15 protein-coding genes and 1 pseudogene are annotated in these 18,488 nt (G+C 60.0%); 5 read left to right on the forward strand and 11 right to left on the reverse strand.

Annotated features, from left to right (window positions below; all coding sequences use genetic code 11):
* The first annotated feature begins 4 nt into the window (after positions 1–4).
* A complete protein-coding gene (locus CO666_RS07805) occupies positions 5–1,045 on the forward strand; it encodes a sulfate/molybdate ABC transporter ATP-binding protein (RefSeq protein WP_085739887.1) in 1,041 nt (346 codons plus the stop codon).
* 222 nt (positions 1,046–1,267) lie between these two features.
* Positions 1,268–2,164, forward strand: coding sequence for a cell wall hydrolase (locus tag CO666_RS07810; RefSeq protein WP_097611503.1), 897 nt, complete (start codon positions 1,268–1,270; stop codon positions 2,162–2,164).
* Between the two features lie 31 nt (positions 2,165–2,195).
* Here the strand turns inward: CO666_RS07810 and pepT are convergent, their stop codons facing one another.
* The 9 genes and pseudogenes from pepT to CO666_RS35130 all read right to left on the reverse strand — a co-directional run.
* Positions 2,196–3,428, reverse strand: a complete 1,233-nt coding sequence (gene pepT, locus CO666_RS07815) for a peptidase T (protein ID WP_097611504.1) — start codon at positions 3,426–3,428, stop codon at positions 2,196–2,198.
* A 92-nt stretch (positions 3,429–3,520) separates the two neighbouring features.
* Positions 3,521–4,579, reverse strand: coding sequence for an ABC transporter ATP-binding protein (locus CO666_RS07820; RefSeq protein ID WP_097611505.1), 1,059 nt, complete (start codon positions 4,577–4,579; stop codon positions 3,521–3,523).
* A gap of 6 nt (positions 4,580–4,585) precedes the next feature.
* A complete protein-coding gene (locus CO666_RS07825) occupies positions 4,586–5,416 on the reverse strand; it encodes a carbohydrate ABC transporter permease (protein ID WP_097611506.1) in 831 nt (276 codons plus the stop codon).
* A gap of 4 nt (positions 5,417–5,420) precedes the next feature.
* On the reverse strand, positions 5,421–6,356 hold the full coding sequence (locus CO666_RS07830) for a carbohydrate ABC transporter permease (RefSeq protein WP_097611507.1): 936 nt from the start codon (positions 6,354–6,356) through the stop codon (positions 5,421–5,423).
* 247 nt (positions 6,357–6,603) lie between these two features.
* On the reverse strand, positions 6,604–7,863 hold the full coding sequence (locus CO666_RS07835) for an ABC transporter substrate-binding protein (protein WP_097611508.1): 1,260 nt from the start codon (positions 7,861–7,863) through the stop codon (positions 6,604–6,606).
* A 35-nt stretch (positions 7,864–7,898) separates the two neighbouring features.
* Entirely contained in the window at positions 7,899–9,071 is a 1,173-nt protein-coding gene (locus CO666_RS07840; protein ID WP_097611509.1) for a PLP-dependent transferase, read from the reverse strand.
* On the reverse strand, positions 9,068–9,790 hold the full coding sequence (locus CO666_RS07845; RefSeq protein WP_097611510.1) for a FadR/GntR family transcriptional regulator: 723 nt from the start codon (positions 9,788–9,790) through the stop codon (positions 9,068–9,070). Before CO666_RS07845 ends, CO666_RS07840 begins: the two co-directional genes overlap by 4 nt.
* Before the next feature lie 377 nt (positions 9,791–10,167).
* Positions 10,168–11,319 carry a hypothetical protein gene (locus CO666_RS07850; protein ID WP_425352403.1) on the reverse strand — a complete coding sequence of 384 codons (1,152 nt, stop codon included), beginning with the start codon at positions 11,317–11,319 and terminating at the stop codon, positions 10,168–10,170.
* A 571-nt stretch (positions 11,320–11,890) separates the two neighbouring features.
* A pseudogene (locus CO666_RS35130) lies at positions 11,891–12,718 on the reverse strand (calcium-binding protein); the annotation flags it as partial.
* A gap of 668 nt (positions 12,719–13,386) precedes the next feature.
* Here CO666_RS35130 and CO666_RS07855 point away from each other — a divergent pair.
* From CO666_RS07855 to CO666_RS07865, 3 genes are all read left to right on the forward strand, one after another.
* Positions 13,387–14,079 carry a PDZ domain-containing protein gene (locus CO666_RS07855; protein ID WP_097611511.1) on the forward strand — a complete coding sequence of 231 codons (693 nt, stop codon included), beginning with the start codon at positions 13,387–13,389 and terminating at the stop codon, positions 14,077–14,079.
* Between the two features lie 259 nt (positions 14,080–14,338).
* Entirely contained in the window at positions 14,339–14,914 is a 576-nt protein-coding gene (locus CO666_RS07860; RefSeq protein ID WP_097611512.1) for a hypothetical protein, read from the forward strand.
* A gap of 149 nt (positions 14,915–15,063) precedes the next feature.
* Complete coding sequence (locus tag CO666_RS07865; protein ID WP_097611513.1) at positions 15,064–15,957, forward strand: LysR family transcriptional regulator; 894 nt, start codon at positions 15,064–15,066, stop codon at positions 15,955–15,957.
* A 46-nt stretch (positions 15,958–16,003) separates the two neighbouring features.
* Here the strand turns inward: CO666_RS07865 and CO666_RS07870 are convergent, their stop codons facing one another.
* Positions 16,004–16,819: an endonuclease/exonuclease/phosphatase family protein gene (locus tag CO666_RS07870; RefSeq protein WP_097611514.1), complete on the reverse strand. Its 816-nt coding sequence runs from the start codon at positions 16,817–16,819 to the stop codon at positions 16,004–16,006.
* 95 nt (positions 16,820–16,914) lie between these two features.
* Positions 16,915–18,378 carry a phospholipase D-like domain-containing protein gene (locus tag CO666_RS07875; RefSeq protein ID WP_097611807.1) on the reverse strand — a complete coding sequence of 488 codons (1,464 nt, stop codon included), beginning with the start codon at positions 18,376–18,378 and terminating at the stop codon, positions 16,915–16,917.
* Positions 18,379–18,488 lie beyond the last annotated feature (110 nt).

Consider the following 18,488-nt stretch of genomic DNA (forward strand, 5'->3'; position numbering starts at 1 on the left):
TGGAATGGAAGTACGCGTTCAAAACATCCGCAAGGAATTCGATCGTTTTCCGGCGCTGCACGATGTCTCGCTCGGCATCCGCTCCGGCGAGCTGATCGCCCTGCTCGGCCCTTCCGGCTCCGGCAAGACGACATTGCTGCGGCTGATCGCCGGCCTGGAAAGCCCGACCGAGGGGCAGATCTTCTTCGGCGACGAGGATGCCTCGAAGAAGACCGTGCAGCAGCGCAATATCGGCTTCGTCTTTCAGCATTATGCCCTGTTCCGTTATATGACGGTGCTCGACAACGTCTCCTTCGGCCTGAAGGTCAGAAAGGGCGCGCGGCGGCCTGCGAAGGCCGATATCCGCCGGCGGGCGCTGGAACTGCTCGAACTCGTGCAGCTTTCCGGCCTTGAGAAACGCTATCCGGCACAGCTTTCCGGCGGCCAGCGCCAGCGCGTGGCGCTCGCCCGCGCCATGGCTGTCGAGCCGAACGTGCTGCTGCTCGACGAACCCTTCGGCGCGCTCGATGCCCAGGTGCGCAAGGACCTGCGCAAATGGCTGCGCGAGATCCACGACCGCACCGGCCACACCACCGTCTTCGTCACCCACGACCAAGACGAAGCTCTGGAACTCGCCGACCGCGTCGTCGTCATGAGCCAGGGTGCGATCGAACAGGTCGGCACGCCTGACGAGGTCTATGACAACCCGAATTCTCCGTTCGTCTTCGGCTTCATCGGCCAGTCGAACTGCCTGCAGGTCGAAATCTCGGGCGGCGACATCCGCTTCGACGGCCGCTCGCTCGGCCTCAATGCCGACGGCGAGCCGGACGGCCCGGCGCAGCTCTATTTCCGCCCGCATGACGTCAGGCTCTGCGAATCGGCTGAAAACTGCATCGCCGGCCAGCCGGTCTCCAGCCGCCGCGTTGCCGGCACGCGCCATATCGAATTGGATATCGGTAATGACCGACCGCATATCGAGATCGAGCTGCCGCCGAGCGAGGCCGACAGACTCGACCGCAACCGCGTGGCGTTCAAGCCGACTCGCTGGAAGCTGTTTCGCAGCTGATCGGCGCAAACGGCGCTGTAACGCATTGAGTTGCTGCATAATTCCTTAATTTTTGGGAATTATGCAGCAGATGCCTCCGGGCGCATCGCCGGAATCGTATTTGGCGAGAGTCCCTCAGGATTTTTGTTATCTAAGGTTGTTTGTATTTCAATCATATGACGAGTAAAAGATTTTGCGCGTTAATCATAAAGGGCTGGACTCATTCCTAGGAGGCACCTGGCGTTGAGGGCGGAGATTTCCTTTGGAAAATCCCTGATCGGGATTTTGTTCGCAGGACTGGCGGCCACCGGCTGCACGACGACATCGCAACCGGCAGCAACGCCGGCAAAGACCAAGACGAAGCAGGCGCAAGCGGCGAAAGTCACCTTCAATTATACGGCCAAGGATCGCGACTGCCTGAAGCGCGCGATGTATTTCGAATCGCAGCATTCGGATGAGGACGGCTATATGGCTGTCGGCACCGTCGTCATGAACAGGCTCACCTCAGGCGCCTATCCTCCGTCCATCTGCGGCGTCGTCGCCCAGGAAAAGCAGTTCGCCCCCGGCGTGATGACGCGCGAAGTCAAACCACAGGCCGAACCGGAGCTTGCCACCGCCGCCGATGCGATCCTCCTGAAAGGTGCGCGCCATCCCGCAGTGAAGGATGCGATGTTCTTCCACACCGACGGGCTGAAATTCCCTTACGGCAACATGCATTATGTGACGGTCGCCGGCGGCAACGCCTTCTACGAGAAGCGCGACTCCAACGGCATGCTTCAAACACCACCGCCGCTGCCCTCCTATGAGGTGGCGATGAATTATGTGCCCGGCGAAAGCATGTTGCCGCCGCAGTTCGAGGCGCTGATCCCTTCGGCGGTTCCCGTTCCCCTCCCGTCACCGGACCCGATGGCGACGGCGAGCACGATGTCCGCGGTCAATATGGCGCCCACGGCACGGATGGCGCCCATCGCAAACCCCATACCGATGCCGATGCCGATGCCGATGCCGATCACCGCGCCGGTGACCTCGCCGGCAACCGCGATCGAGCCTGAGCCTGGAATGCCGATTGCGATCCCCATACCCCGCCCTGCCTATGACAGCGTGATGCTGCGCGGGGCGATCCCGGCAAACGGCGGCTGAGGTTCCGGTTTTTGAATGAAGAAGGCGCGCGTTAAGCGCGCTCTTCCCAGACCCTCGCGAGTTCCACGATCGTTCTGACGGCCTTTTCCATATCCTGGCGGCTCACCCATTCGAGCGGCGAGTGGAAGGCATGGCCGCCGGCGAAGATGTTGGGGCACGGCAGCCCCATGAAGGAGAGGCGCGAGCCGTCCGTGCCGCCGCGAATGCTACCGCGCACCGGCGTCATGCCGGCCCGGCGCACGGCTTCGACGGCGTTGTCGACGATCTCGGGGTGACGGTCGAGCACCACTTTCATGTTGCGGTACTGTTCCCTGACCTCAAAACGATAGGTCGAGCCGGGATAGGCCGATATCACCTCTTTCACGATGGCTTCGAGCAAGCTCTCCTTTTCCACGAGCCCCTCGTCGGTGAAGTCTCGGATGATGAAGCTCAGCGACGCCTTCTCCATCGAGCCGGTCACGCCCACCGGATGGATGAAGCCCTGCTTTCCCTCGGTGGTTTCGGGCGCAATCGCCTTCGGCAGCCGGTCGATGACGGCACCGGCGATCTTGATGGCGTTTTCCATGCGGTCCTTGGCAAAACCCGGATGGATCGCCACGCCGGATATGGCGATCTCGACACCGTCGGCCGAGAAGGTCTCGTCCTCGATATGGCCAGCCGTCTCGCCGTCCATCGTATAGGCGAAATCGGCGCCGAGCTTCTTCAGATCGACCTTGTTGACCCCGCGCCCGACTTCCTCGTCCGGCGTGAACAGGATCTTGATCGTCCCGTGCCGGATCCCGGGATTATCGACGAGAAACCGGGCTGCGGTCATGATCTCCGCCAGCCCCGCCTTGTCGTCGGCACCGAGCAAGGTCGTTCCGTCGGTCGTGACGATGTCGTTGCCGATCTGGTTTTTCAGCTCGGGATGCTCGGAAACACGGATCACCCGGCTCGGATCGCCGATAAGCGTGATATCGCCGCCGGCATAATTCCGAATGATCTGCGGCTTGACGCCGGTGCCGCTGAAATCGGGCGCCGTATCCATATGCGAGCAGAAACAGATGACCGGCACCGCCTTGTCGCTATTGGCCGGAATGGTCGCATAGACATAACCGTGTTCATCGAGATGCGCATCCGCAAGCCCGATCGTCAGCAGTTCCTCGACCAGAAGCCGTCCGAGATCCTTCTGTTTGCTTGTCGTGGGCTGCGTCGAGGAGGAGGGATCGGATTGGGTGTCGATTACGACATAACGGAGAAAGCGGTCGAGAACAGTGTCGGTCATGGCATCCACTCCAGCAAGATCACGCAAGGATATAACCCTTGCGGGCGATGCGGCAAAAGATTTTCAGCGCGCAGCGCGTGAGGATTGCCCGTTCAATCCAAGCGTTGTCCCTCGCCGTCGAACACATGCAGATATTGAGCCGGGAAAGCCACAGTGACCTTCGGACCCGCCTTCAGCGCTTCGCGGTTAAGCGTGAAGATCTTGAACGGCAGGCCATGCAGGGCAAGGTGCAGGATGATGCCGAAGCCCGTCGGCTCGACAAGCTCGACATCCGCGGTCAGTCCGGCGCCGCTGTCGCTCATCGTCACATGCTCCGGCCGGATGCCGAGCGTCACTTTTGCCCCCTCGGAAAGCGGCAGCGGTTTTGCCAGCGGCACGACCGTTCCGTCCTGCAGCTTCACGCCGCCTGTGACGTAGCTTGCCTCGAGGAAATTCATCCCCGGCGAGCCGATGAAACCGGCGACGAAAAGATTGGCGGGGCGGTCGTAGAGTTCCAGCGGACTGCCGACCTGCTGGACGACGCCGCCATGCATGGCGACGATCCGGTCCGCCAGCGTCATCGCCTCGATCTGGTCATGGGTGACATAGATCGAGGTCGCCTTCAGCTCGCCATGCAGTTTCTTGATTTCGGCGCGCATCTGTTCGCGCAGACGCGCATCGAGGTTGGAGAGCGGCTCGTCGAACAGGAAGGCCTTCGGCTGGCGCACGATGGCGCGGCCCATGGCGACGCGCTGGCGCTGGCCACCCGAGAGCGCCTTCGGCCTGCGTTCGAGCAGCGGATCGAGGCCGAGCTTGGCGGCGGCTGCCGCCACTGCCCTTGCAATCTTCTCCTTCGCCGTCTTCCGGAGTTTCAGGCTGTAGCTCATATTGCCGGCGACGTTCATATGCGGGTAGAGCGCATAGGACTGGAACACCATGGCGATGTCGCGATCCTTGGGATGCAGCTCGTTCACCCGGCCGCCCGCAATGCGGATCTCGCCTGACGTGACGTCCTCCAGCCCGGCAATCATCCGCAACAGCGTGGACTTGCCGCAGCCGGAGGGGCCGACGAGCACGACGAATTCGCCGTCCCTGATTTCGAGGTCGACGCCGTGCAGCACCTGCACGTGGCCATAGGCTTTGCGGATATTCTGGATATCGATCGATGCCATTTCTGTTTAACCCTTGACCGCGCCGGCCGTCAGGCCCTGGACGAGATAACGCTGGATGAGCAGGAAAAAGAGGCCGGCCGGAATGAGCGCCATGACGCCCGCCGCCATCATCTGCCCGAAATCCACCGAGAATTTCGAAACGAAAGTGAGAAGCCCCACAGGGAAGGTCGCCGCGTCATTGCCGTTGATCAGCATCAGCGCGAAGAGCAGCTCGCTCCAGGCGGCGGTGAAGACGAAACCGAGCGTCGCGGCGATGCCCGGCAATGTCAGCGGCAGGATGATCTGGCGAAACGCGGTAAACTGCGTCGCCCCGTCGATCATCGCCGCCTCTTCCAGATCCCTGGGGATGCCGTCGAAGAAGGACTGCATCAGGAAGGTGGCGAAGGGCACGTTGAAGGCGGTGTAGACGATGACGAGCCCGGTCAGGCTGTTGGTCAGATGCAAGGGTGACAGGATCTTGAAGATCGGCGCCACCAGCATGACGAGCGGGAACATCTGGGTCAGCAGCATCAGCGCGACGATCCAGTATTTCGCACGGAAATTGAAGCGCGACAGCGCATAGCCGGAGAGCGAGGCTGAGATCGTCACCGTCACCGCCGTCGAGGCCGAGACGATCAGGCTGTTCTTGAAGAAGGTCGGGAAGGCGCTGTGCTGCAGGACGAAGGCATAGTGATCCCAGGTGGCGCGCGACGGCCACATGCGCACGCCTTCGCTATAGAGCAGGTCGTTCGGCGTCACCGAGACCTTGAGCAGCCAGAACAGCGGGAAGAGCGCAAAGGCGATATAGCAGAGGATCGCCAAGCGATGCGCGATCGTGGGAAGGACGGATCGTCTCATGGTCTCAATCCTTGTTCAGCAGCGTCTGCCGAAGCAGGATGATCAGCATCGAATAGGCAAGCAGCAGCACGAGCAGCACCAGCGCGATCGCCGAGGCATAACCGAAATCGAGCCGCTTGAAGGCCGTCGTGAAGATGTAGCTGGCGACGATCTGTGTCCGGTCGGCCGGCCCGCCATTGGTCATGACGACGATGAGATCGGCGAAATTGGAAATCCACACGGTGCGCAGCAGCACGGTGATGGCGATGGTCGGCGCCAGGAATGGCAGGGTGATCGAGCGGAAACGCTGGAACCAGCCGGCGCCGTCGATCGAGGCCGCCTCGTAGAGGTCGCGCGGGATCGCCTGCAGGGCGGCAAGCAGGGTGATGGCGAAGAAAGGAATGCCCCACCAGACATTGGCGGCAATCGGCCCCCACATCGCATAATCGGGATCGGACAGAATATTGCCCGGCTCATGCATCAGCCCGAGGGCGAAGAGCCAGTGCGGGATCGGCCCGATGACCGGATTGAACAGCCAGGCCCAGTTCAGGCCGGCGAGAAAGGACGGCACCGCCCAGGGCAGGAAGACCAGTGCCTGCGCGATCGCCCGGCCCGGGAACGGCTTGTCGAGCAAGAGCGCCAGGATGAGGCCGAAGACGAATTGCAGCACGACGGAGGCACCGGTCCACCAGAGCGTATTCCGCAGTGCGCCGTAGAAGGCGGCATCGCTTGCAAGCTCGCGGAAATGATCGAGGCCGATGAAGCCGCCGGAAAACGGATTGAGCAGCTGGATATCGCGGAAGGCATAGGAAATCCCGACCGTCAGCGGCACCAGCATCACCGCGATGATCAGGATCAGCGACGGAGCGCTGTAAAGATAGGGCTCCGAAGCATCGGCAAGACGACGCAGCCACGGCCTGCGGTCGCGACGCATGTCGAGCATATCGGCGGAAATGGTCATCGGATTGCGGTTTCCATTGTCTTAGTCAGAGGATTCTTGCCCGGGTGATACTTCTGAAGCAGGAGGTCGGGGCCCCCTCATCCGCCTGCCGGCACCTTCTCCCCGCTGGGGAGAAGGGGATATGCCGCAACCTCTCCGTTCCCTTCTCCCCAGCGGGGGTCCGAAGGACGGGTCGAGACCAGCGGCTCGACCCCGGTTGGTGGCCCGAAGGGTCGGATGAGGGGGCTCCGGACTCAGAGCCCGCCAATTACTTTTTGGCGAGGAACTTCTGCTGCGCCTTGGTCAGGTAATCCGCCCACTGGTCGGCCAGATCCTTCGCCGAGATGTCGCCGAGCAGGGCCTGCTGCGAGGTCTTGATCGCCAGCGAATCCTTGAAGAAGGCGAACTCTTCCAGATAAGTCGGCATAACCGTCGGCACCGTGTTCGGGTCCGCCAGTTCCTCGAACCAGCCCTTGAACTGGTCACCGGCGTAGAAGGGATCCTTCTCGGCCGCCGTATAGGCCGGCAGGGCGCCGATGCGCTTGTTCCACTCGATATTGCCTTCCGGCCCTTCGAGGGTGGCGATCAGCTTCCAGGAGAGATCCTTGTTGCCGCTGGTCGAAAACATCGACCAGCCGCCATAACCGATGGTCGGGAAGGACTTGCCGTCCGGGCCCTTGGGCAGCGGCATGACGCCGAAATCTTCCTTTTTCATGCGTTCGGCAATGGCGATCAGCGCATCCGGATCCTGGTCGAGGAAGGCGCAGGTGCCGGAATAGAAGCCGGCGACGACTTCGTTGAAGCCCCAGTTGACGCTGTCCTTCGGCGCGTAGCCCTTCTTGTAGAGATCGACCATCCATTCGATGCCCTTGGCCCAGCCGGGGCTGTTCATCGTCGAGGTGCCGTCTTCCTTGAAGTACTTGTTGTCGCCGGCCATCGAGGCGGCGAAGATCATCCAGCCGTTGAGGCCGCCCGGTCCGCCGCGCATGCAGTAGCCGTATTTGCCGGACAGTTTGGAGACCTTTTCCGAGGCGGCGGTGAACTCTTCCAGCGTCTTCGGCGGCGCTGCGACCCCGGCTTCCGAAAGCAGTTTCTTGTTGTAGAACATCGCCCGGAGATAGAAGCCGTAGGGCAGCATATAGGCGGTGTTCTTGACGTCGCGGCCGAGTTCGAGCGCCCGCGGCGTCAGCTCCTTGGTGTGCTCCCACTTTTCAAGATAGGGCTCGAGGCTTTCGAGCATGCCGTTATTGGCATAGAGCGACAGCCAGGTATCCGGCATTTCCATCACGTCGGGCACATCGCCGGCCGAGACCATGGTCGCGAACTTCTGGAAGGCTTCGTTCCAGGGCAGCGAGATGATGTCGACCTTGGTGCCGGGATTGGCGGCCTCGAACTTGCCGACGATCGATTTCAGCGTTTCGGTGCGCTCCGGGCTGGTGATGACTTCGACAAGCTTGAGCGTCGTGTCGGCGAAGGCCGTGCCCGCCATCATCGAAGCAAAGAGCGTTGAGATTATTAGCTTTTTCATGGCTCAGTTCCCCCTTGTTAGGTTTCTCTCAGGTTTCAGGATTGTGAGGCGGCGGCGAGCGCCTCCTCGATGTCCCTCCACAGGGCCTCGGTTCCTTCGAGGCCGACATGGAGGCGTACGGATCGCGCATGGATGCCGAATGTTTGCGCGGAATTCGGCTGTGCCTTCTGCTGAAGCACCACCTCGCCCGGTACGATCAGGCTTTCATGTCCACCCCAGCTCACTCCCAGTTTGAAGAGCTTGAGGTGATCGGCGAAAGCGCGGATATCGACGCCTTCGCGGAAGATGAACGAAAACAGGCCCGAGGTGCCGTTGAGCCCGGCGGGCAGACGGTTGGCAAGCCCCGGGTGGCAGACCGCCTCCACCACATCGAGCTTCTGCAGGCGCCTAGCGATTTCAAGCGCCGAGGCCTCATGGGCTTTCATGCGCAGCGGCAGCGTGCGCAGGCCGCGGATCAGCAGCCAGGCGTCGAACGGCGAAAGCTTGCCGCCGAGATAAGGATAGGCCTCGGCCTTGATGCGCGCAATCATCGCCTGCGAGCCGGCGACGATCCCCGCCACCACATCGCTGTGGCCGCCGAGATATTTCGAGGCCGAATGGATGACGAGATCGACGCCGAGCGTCAGCGGCCGCTGGAAGAACGGGCTTGCCCAGCTGTTGTCGATCATCGAGACGACGCCGTGTTGTTTGGCAAGGGCTGCGAGCGCGCCGACGTCATGCGCCTCCATCACCCAGCTCGTCGGGCTTTCCAGGTAGAGAAGCTTGGCGCCGGGCAGCGCGCGAGCGACCGCCTCCTCATCGCGCCCGTCGACATAGGTCACCTCGATCTTCATCCGTTTCAGGATGGTGCCGAACAGGCGGAAGGCATCGGGATAGACGTGCCGCACGGCGACGATGCGGTCGCCCGGCTCGACGAAACTCAGCACCGCCGACGAGATCGCCGCCATGCCGCTCGCAAAGCCCAGCGCGTCCTCCGCACCCTCGAGCTTGGCCAGCATTTCCTCGAAGGCGCGCACCGTCGGGTTCAGCCCGCGCGTATAGGTCGGCCGCACCTTCTCGCCGCGATAGACGGTGATCATCTCGTCATAATCGGAAAAGGTGAAAAGCGAGGTCTGGAAAATCGGCGGCACGACGGCGTCGGCGAAGTTGCCGTCGTCATGGGCGGTGATGAGGGAAGCAAGATCGAACGGGTCGGCGCCGTTGCTCATTTGGACATTTCCTTGATGTCTTCCTCGACGATATCGAGAATTTTCAATGTTTCCGCCCGCGCCGCCTCGGCATCCCGGGCAACGATCGCGTTGAAAAGCGTGCGGTGAAAGGGAAAGGACCGGCGGGCGAAATCCTGCCGGTCGAACGGATGTTCCCAGAAGCGCTCGAAGGTCTCGCGCATCTGCTCGAGCAGCTGGCGAAACAGCGGATTGTGGGTGGCGTCGTAAACGGCGAGATGGAAGGCCAGATCTTCCGGGCCGGAGGTGCCCTTCTCCAGATGCACCCGCTCCATCTCGTTGAGTTTCTCCTCGATGATGACGAGGTCCCCCGCCGTGCGCCGCCGGGCCGCGACCATGCCCGCCTCGCATTCGATGCCGCGGCGAACCTCCAGCGTCTGTAAGAGAGCGTCGCGCAGGTGCACCGCATCGAACGACAGCGGCATATGGATCGTCGCCCGGGACACCGGCTTCAGCAGGTAGGTGCCGCTGCCCTTGCGCGTCTCGATGACGCCGAGCGCCTGGAAATGACGGATCGCCTCGCGAATGGTCGAGCGGCCGACGCCAAGGGCCGCCATCAGCTCGCGCTCGGCCGGCAGCCGGTCACCCGCCTGCAACCGTGCCTCCTCGACATAATCCGCCAGCGCATCGGTCACCTGACGCGCGCGGTCCATGACCGGAAGCGGCCGGATCACCGGCCTGTCGCTACGATTTGCCTTCATGGTTCCCCATTTTCTTATCAGGCAGTCAGGCTTTTAAATTGGTCTGACATCTTAGCATTTCTCAAAGATGGGAATGCGTCAAGGGGTGTTTTGCGACGGTTTAAGGACCCCTTGCATGGCCCAGACCAGGGTTTGGGTGTCCCAAAAGAAGGTCTGACGCGGCCAAAATGGTTTTCGGCAGCTGGAAAGGGAAATTAGACGCGTTGCATTCAGCGGAAGTGTTGTGAGGATTTTGCCGTTTCGTCTCTTGCAAGCTCGTGAAGCATTGTCTGTGAAACCAGCAAACTACGCCCCACCCTGAACCTGTTCCACGATGGCCGGACCGGTTCCCCGAACTCAGCCAGAGACCAGCTATGTCATGTCCGCCAACTCCCCGGCTATCGCAACTTAAATCCCCAAGCTTCGGGATCGAGATATTCTCGAGGCGGCTGCATTTCGTTCATGTCAACGGGCCGACGGGTGAATTTCACCGTGTCAAAGCTTTCGACCGCGCTCCAGCCGGACCAATAGTCGTCTTTCAAAGGAATACCGTCGGAAGTGATGCACTGCTTTTGGCCTGCATCGGCCATGTTCGGCGTCAGGTCATACCATGTGCAATTCTCGCCTAGAAACTGGTCCTGCTTGCCCAGATTTTCCATTCCCCTTGACATGCCGAAGTCCATGAAGGGACGCTTCGGGTCCACGGGAGAACGGGCAGCCTCGATCCTACGCTGCCCCTTTGATGACGAATAAGAAATTCCCTGGTTTTCAAGCTCGTTCCAAACCGTGAACTGGATCGATCCGTCCTTGCCCGTCCGTTGACGAAGCCACCAAGGATAATGTCGCAACAAACGCACTTCAGACGTTCTGTCTATCGACGGATTCTCAGACGCCCTTGCGACTAATTTCGCTTCGAAGTCGGTGGCATTCGGAGGGCGATCCGGGTAATTGCGAAGAGGCTTGAACCATGTGCTGGCGTCAAAAAGGCGGCGGGGCGGCGTCACCTCGGCTTCCGGCACCGGGCCGCGCTTGATCTCGGTCAGTCGCGCCTCGGACATCACGTTGCCCTGGGAGAAGAGAACTTTTGTTGCGACTTCGATCCCGTCGCTGGTCAAGCAGGCCAACCAAATGGGGCTTGGCGGAGGGGCTCGAACTATTTGTCGCCAGCGACACTCCTCGCCGCCTACTGTTTCGACATCATCCGTTTCTTTGATCTCCTTGATGCCGAGATATTCGCGCGACGGATCGGCCTGATTGATAGTGAAGCGATTTATCTCCTCCCCGTCCTTCTTGCCTGTCGACAGAACAATGTTCCGGAAGAAGTGCCCGTACCAGATATGTGTCTCGTCACGTTGCGTCTCCTCAACGCGCGTCCAGCCGTTGTGATGTTTCACGACCCTCCAGTTGTCTTTACCATCCCCGTAAGTCTCCCGCACAACCATCGTCGCCGTGTAGTCTGGGACGTTGGTATTGGGGAAAAATGGTACTTGGTCTGCGTGCGCGGTACCTGTCGCTAGCGCAACAGAAAAGAAGACGGTCAGTCGGTTCATTAATTAAACCCTCGTCACTTCGTACCAACAGAGTATCGGCATCGAAGGATCGTTGTGCGGATTGCCACAATTCGAAGCCGTCCGTCGAAGACGGATTAGCTATCAGTTGCTCCTCTGGTTCCGGGAGGCTCGGGAAGACGCATAGAATTTTTTTTGCATCGTTCACTTCCGTGTAGACCACGAAGAAATCGTCCACCATTTTCCCGAGGACGTCTTCCTGGAACGATCCCCCGCCGGTATTGAAGGTGGCTGATCCGAAAAGATATGGGGCGCCATTATAGCCACTAAGGGCAGCGGCCACCATTCCACTTGTCAGTGCATAGTTGGCCCATACGTTATCCTGAACAATTTGAATGTTTGCGACAAAGTCGTTGTCGCTCTTATCAATCCAGTCTGATTTTTCAATTGCATCCCAGGTAATTTGACTACCCTGGACTGCGCCGTAGTATCCCTCGGTGGCGAAGATGTAGTACGTATCGAAGCCATCGCCCCCCCTGAGGAAATCTACCTCGCCATCATACCACTCAGAATGAAGCGTGGAGAGATTTAACTGATCTGGATTACCCGCTCCGCCGATCAGGATATCGTTGTCCGCGCCTCCCAAAATGTAGTCGCTACCAGCCTCCCCAAAGAGCTTGTCGGAATACGAATTTCCCGAAAGAAAGTCATCGCCGTCTCCACCGAACAAAGTGTCGCTACCCGTGCCTCCGTACAGATAATCGTCCCCAGAACCAGAGTGGATTAGGTCATCACCGCTAAGGCCAATTAATAAGACCGGGTCCGAGAAGTCCCTTGTGTCGATCTCATTCCCCCCGCGTATTCCCCCCTCTCCTAGATCATCAACAAGCACCAATCCGGTCAGATCACTCAAGCTGTCCCCGAACAGATCAAGCGTCGCTAGTTGGTCCTCTGAGAGCGTCGAATGATAGGACGCGCGCTCAACGAACAGAGGATCGTAATAAGAGTCCTTGGACATTTCACCAGCAATAATCTGCTCAACTTTGACTGTGGCGCCCACGTAGTCAAAATCACTGTTCTGCAGAAAGTTCGGGGGAACCCCCCGATTCAAACCGTCCGTATAGCCCATGACGCCATGTATAATCTCGTGCATGAGCGCCTGTTCGAAGGAGTAATGTGATACTGTCCCCTCGGTATCGATAACGTACTTGCCGTCCACGACCTGCGGGTCGTACTTGACCAACAATGAGTTTTCTAGAGAACCCATCGCATCGCGAACGTGCTCGAAGGTAAGGATTTTGCCAGCTGCCACGACATCGAAAATACTCTGGGCCGTTGGGGAAATTCTGTACAAATCGGTTATCAGCGCTTTGATGCGCGCCTCCTCCCCAGGGAGGGCATCAACGAAATTAAGGTTGTTCAGAACCTCTTGAATTCCCATCAGGGTTTCTCCTTTGACGTGATGGATCCAGTATCGAGAAACGAACAGGCGCGTCACCACCGGATAACAAGGGCTCGGCTTCCTCGAGCAAATCTAAGTTTAATTTAGCTATGGCGTATCTGCAGCAGGCACACGGCCAGGATCGGCGAAATATAAATCTCGGCGTAACGATGCAATAACGGTCTCCCTACCTCATTTTTCTTGCCCCTAAGATAAAGCTCTAAAGAGCTGGGAGCCTGAGCTTCCGCTCCATGCTCCGACTGAGCATCTCGGCTATCTGGACAGGATCGCCTTCGATAATCGCCCCAAATTACACCCCCATAAGTATCATTTATATATGATGTAATGCGATAGTTGCATATAGTGCAAGCTCATTCGACGAACCAACGAAGGGAATCTTAACAGTCGATTGAGCTGCGCGACCATTCCTTCTGACCGCGACGTGTGATGATGCCCACTCGGCGTCGCTCTGGCCGGAGTCAGGGACGTTGATCAATAACTGAATCTCGTCTTCGGATGCTTCCTCATAAATCACCGGTACAGTTTATCGAACACGCTTCCGCAAGAGGATCATGTTACGCTCGCCCAATAAATTAGAGATATATTAAAACCAGACTGCTATTCCTCGCACTCTATGCAAATCCAGCAGCATAGGGTGGAGAAAAACATTGAAGACCTCATATAACGCGCTACGCGCATTGCTTATCATTGCCAACATTACATCGCCGTTGACCGGATATTCCGCCGCCTATGCTGCGACGCCGCCGGCGCATGGGCTTCCTTCGCCTCAGATTTCCAAGGCGCTCGATGCACTGCTGTTGCCCGTCAACAAGGCTGTTATAAAGAAGTTCAAGCTCGCCAAGGGCGAACACGGCGTATTGGTGCTCTCGGTCAAGAAGGGCGGCGTCGCCGACAAGCAGGGAATCAAGCCGGGCGATGTGCTGTCGGAAGTTCACGGGCATAAGGTTCACAAACCTGTCGACGTCGACGTCGCCGTCAGCCGCGATCTGAAAGCGGGCAAATCCGATATCGCCTTGGCCGTCCTTCGGGATGGTGCGCCGGTGGCCGTCGCCGCCGTCATCACAGTTGAGGAGTACAACGAGGCCATCTCGGTCACGGAAGTTTCGAGCTGGGAGAGCGACACATCGGAGACGTCCTTCTCCTATTCCGAATATGTGTCCGAGGAAACGCAGACAATCGAGTCCTCCTATGAAAGCGAAGAGACGACCGTCGAGGAAGCGATGACGCAGGAAGAATCTTCCAGCGATGAGGAAACGAGCGACGACAGTTCCGAGGATGACGGCGACGATGGCGATGACGGTGACGATGACGGCGGTGACGACGGCGATTCCGAAGAATAACGATAGCCTACCGGAGATCTGGGGCGTGTGACCCGTCTGCCGCAACGCATCGGCCACCACTTTGTGGCCGATGCATTGATCAAGCGCGAAATCGTCCGGCTGTCGGTGGATCGACTGCTCCGGCGCCAGCCCTTTCGGTCCTAAAAATTTTAGATGCTCGCGCTGATAGACGTTTGCGACCACGCAAGCGTCCATTGTGCCTTCGAGCGTGCCATGAGATGTTCCCAGGAGATGAGCCCTGAGGGACACGCAGTGAACCATGCGCGACTATGTGAAAAGTAAAGACTTTCATCGCCATATGCGTTCGCTGCTGGCCTCGAGATTTCAGGAACTCGGCTGGGGGTCGCAACCTGCGGGCAAATGTAGCTTTGCCCGGGGCGGACGGGTTTGCTGGCTGCAGGTCTCCCAATATTCGAACGCCATTATGGGCGCCAAATTCACGATCAACATGACCGAGGGCGCCAGCCCCGCCGGCGACACAAGAATACTTTTTCGCCTCAACGAGGCGGATCGAGCGGTTGGAAAAACTCTGGAAGAAAGCATCATTGCGCGCCTACCCAGGCCCGATCCCGACCCGGAGATCGAAGTCGTCGGAGACAACGGTCAAACCATATTGGTCCGGCTGGGCGATCTGGCTCGAGCAAATCCACGACAATGGGACGCTCCCTCCGATGTCTGGCTGCCCTATTTCGGCAAGAACGATCTCGACGACTGGGCTGCGTTTCTCTTGCCTCGCCTTGAGCGGCTGACCGCACCGTCCTCATCGGAAAAGATCGCTCCGCAGCTGTGGGCTCAGCGGTTTCGCCGTCTCACCGGCTTGTTCCGCTCAAAGTGAGAGCTACCCGGCGGCGATCGAGCCGCTTGATCGCGTCCCCGCCGGCCGGCTTTTAACCGCCTACCGGCTCCAGTGACGCGTTCACGATGATTTCAGTACTCCTCTATCGCCAATCCGCTACAACCGCCTTTCATTGAAGGAGTTCGAGGATGCCGCGCGAGAGCGTCAACGACCTGATGGCCTTTCTGGCCGTCGCCCGGGAGAAGAACTTCACCAGAGCGGCTGCCAAGCTCAGGGTGTCGCAATCCGCATTGAGCCATATCATTCGGCACCTCGAGACGCGGCTCGACCTTCGTCTTCTCACGCGGACGACGCGGGCGGTCTCCCTGACGGATGCGGGCGAGAAGTTGTTTCGCGGCGTTGGCCCGCTCTTCGATGAGATCGATGCGCAACTCGAAAACCTGACCGCGCTCCGGGACAAACCGGCGGGAAACATTCGTATCACGGCCTCGGATCATGCCATCAAGTGGAAGATCTGGCCCAGGCTGCAGAGCTTCTTTCCGGAGTATCCGGAGGTGAAGGTGGAGCTTATACGCGAGAACGGGTTAACCGACATCGTGACCGAGCGCTTCGATGCCGGCGTCCGGATGGGCGAGCAGGTCGCCAAGGACATGATTTCGGCACGCATCAGCCCCGATTTCCGCTTTGCCGTCGTCGGCGCTCCTGCCTGTTTCGAGAACATAGGAATTCCTGAGCATCCGCAGGATCTCGTCCGGTACAACTGCATCAACGAGCGCCTCGCCACCCTGGGCGGCTTCTGGCCGTGGGAATTCGAAGACGAGGGTAAGGAAATCAAGATCCGGGTCGAAGGACAGCTCGCCTTCAACAACTCCTACCAGGGCGTGGAAGCCGCCCTGCAAGGGCTGGGACTTGCTTACGTTCCCGAGGACGTTGCCCTGCCCTATATAGTGCAAGGTCGCCTTGTGCGGGTGCTCGAGGCCTTCTCGCCTTACTGGGATGGCTACCACCTCTACTATCCCAGCAGGCGACAGTCCTCTCCTGCTTTCTCCGCGCTCGTGGAGTTTCTACGTCACCGGACGTGACGCCCCCGTCAAGCGCAGCAATCGCGCGTTGCCGGACGTGCTCCTGTTAACCGCCCACCGGCTCCAGATCGACCAGCGCCTTGATCGGCAGATGGTCGGAGGCAATGCGCGCCAGCGGCGTATCATGCGCTTCCACCTCTGAGATGATCCCTTTGCGGTTGGCGATGATGCGGTCGAGCGCCAGCAGCGGCAGCCCGGCGGGAAAGCTCGGCACGGCGGGCGGCAGCTCGCCGAAGGCGGATTGGAAGGTGTTGAGCGAGGAGCGGTCGCCGAGCCGCCATTCGTTGAGATCGCCGAGCAGGATGGTCGGCATTTCTCGTCTGTCGTTGATGAGGTCGACCAGCATGCGGGCCTGCTGGGCTCTGTTGTGGCGCAGCAGGCCGAAATGCGCGGCGATGATGCGCAGCACCCCGCCTTGCTCGAGTTCGATTTCGGCGACGAGGGCGCCGCGCGGCTCCAGACCCGGCAGCTTGACCTGGTGCACATCGTGCACCAGCCCTTTCTTGAACAGCACGACATTGCCATGCCAGCCATGCGCCTTGGCCATGCCGGCGACCGGCACCGGGATCAGTCCCGTCTCCCGTTCCAGCCGACCGAGGTCGAGAAGGCCGGTGCGTTCGCCAAAGCGCGTATCGGCCTCCTGCAGCGCAATCACATCGGCGCCGATTTCATGGATCACCCGGCTGGTGCGCTCCGGATCGAAACGACGGTCGGTGCCGACGCATTTGTGCACGTTATAGGAGGCGATCAGCGTGCCGGCACTGCGCGGCCTTGCCTCCGTATAGGCCGGGTCGAGCCGCTTTTTTCTGCTCCTGATCGAGGCGAGAATGCTGGCGGGAAGATTGTGTTTTCTGGCCTGCATCGGAAGGCGCGCTTGTTCCGTTGATCAAAAAAGGTTTCTTCCGGCAGTATAGGCGGCCAAGCCGAACTTGCCACATCGGAGCGCAAATAATCCCTTCAGAGATAGGGTGACCCCAGCCATAACACCTTCTCCAGCAGCCGCACCGGGAAAGGTCGTGCCTGTAAGCCCTCCAGCGTCACCGGCGTTGCCGATTTCAGGGTTTCCTCGATATGCTCGTCGATTTCGCCGGCGAAGCCCTCGTTGAGCACTTCGAGATCGACCTCGAAATTCAGCCGCAGCGAGCGCGGGTCGAGATTGGATGAGCCGACATAGGCCCAGGTGCCGTCGATCGTCAAAAGCTTCGAATGGCTGAAGCTGCCGGTCGAGCGCCAGATGCGGCAGTAATTCTTGAGGATCTGGTCGAATTGCGCCGTCATCGCCCGGTCGACCAGCACGAGATTGTTAACCGCCGGCACGACGATATCGACTTCGACGCCACGCCGCGCCGCCGTCACCAGGGCGCCGATCAGCTCGCGGTCCGGCAGGAAATAGGGCGACATGATGCGGATCGACTGTCGCGCCACGGAAAAGGCGCCCGTCAGCATCTTGTGGTTTGTCTCCAGGCTGCGATCCGGCCCGGAGGCGACGACGCGCATCAGGATCGGATCGCCGGGGTTGCGTTGCGTCGGCTCGATGCGCCAGGCCTCGCCGTTCAACAGTTCCTGCGTGGAGAAGCGCCAGTCTTCGGCGGCAAGATCGAAGAGGTCGGCGACGACAGGGCCGGTGACGCTGAAATGCGTGTCGTGCGCAAAGCTCTCGCCCGTCGCCTCCTCGCTGAAACCCGCTCTTATGTTCATCCCGCCCGTCAGCGCGATCTTGCCGTCGACGATCAGGATCTTGCGGTGGGTACGCAGATTGGCATAGGGCAGCCGCAAGCCCATGATGACATTGCCGTTGAAGACGGCGACGGTGACGCCGCCATCCCGCAGGTGACCGAGAATGCTCGGCACCGAATAACGCGCGCCGACCGCGTCGATCAGCACCCGCACCTCGACACCGCGCCGGACCGCCGCAATCAGCGCATCGGCGATGCGAAGACCGATGACATCGCGGTCGAAAATATAGGTTTCGAGCAGGATGCTGCGCGCCGCCTCGTCGATCGCTGATTTCATCGCCGCATAGGCCTCGTCGCCGGTCTCCAGCACATCGATCGAATTGCCCGAGGTCAGCGGGTTGCGGGTCACCCGGTCGCCGAGCGTCTGCAGCGCCGCAAAGCGGCGTCCGTATTGGCTGATCACCGTCTCGGCCTCGGCATCGAACGTCTCCAACTCGTCGATTTCGGCCGCCGGCAGCAGCGCGTCGCGGCGAATGCTCAGCGATTTCCGGCGGATGCGGTTGATGCCGGCAATCGCATAGAGCACCGCGCCGATGATCGGAGACAGAATGATGACGCCGACCCAGCCGATCGCGGCGCGCACCTCCTCCTTGGTCATGGCGGCATGGATCGCCGCCGCGGCCCCCATGGCGATCGAAACGACAAAGAGGATATGCGGCCAGTAGGTCGACAGGAGATAGAACATCGCTGGCAAATATAGCCGGGAAACGGCGGCGTTCAATCGCGCCGGCTCTCTCTCATGACGCGAATTTTTTCGCTGTGGTCATTTTGCCGGCTCGCTCCGCCGCAGGAACA

Origin of the sequence: Rhizobium chutanense (assembly GCF_002531935.1) — a bacterium.
GTDB classification, from domain to species: domain Bacteria; phylum Pseudomonadota; class Alphaproteobacteria; order Rhizobiales; family Rhizobiaceae; genus Rhizobium; species Rhizobium chutanense.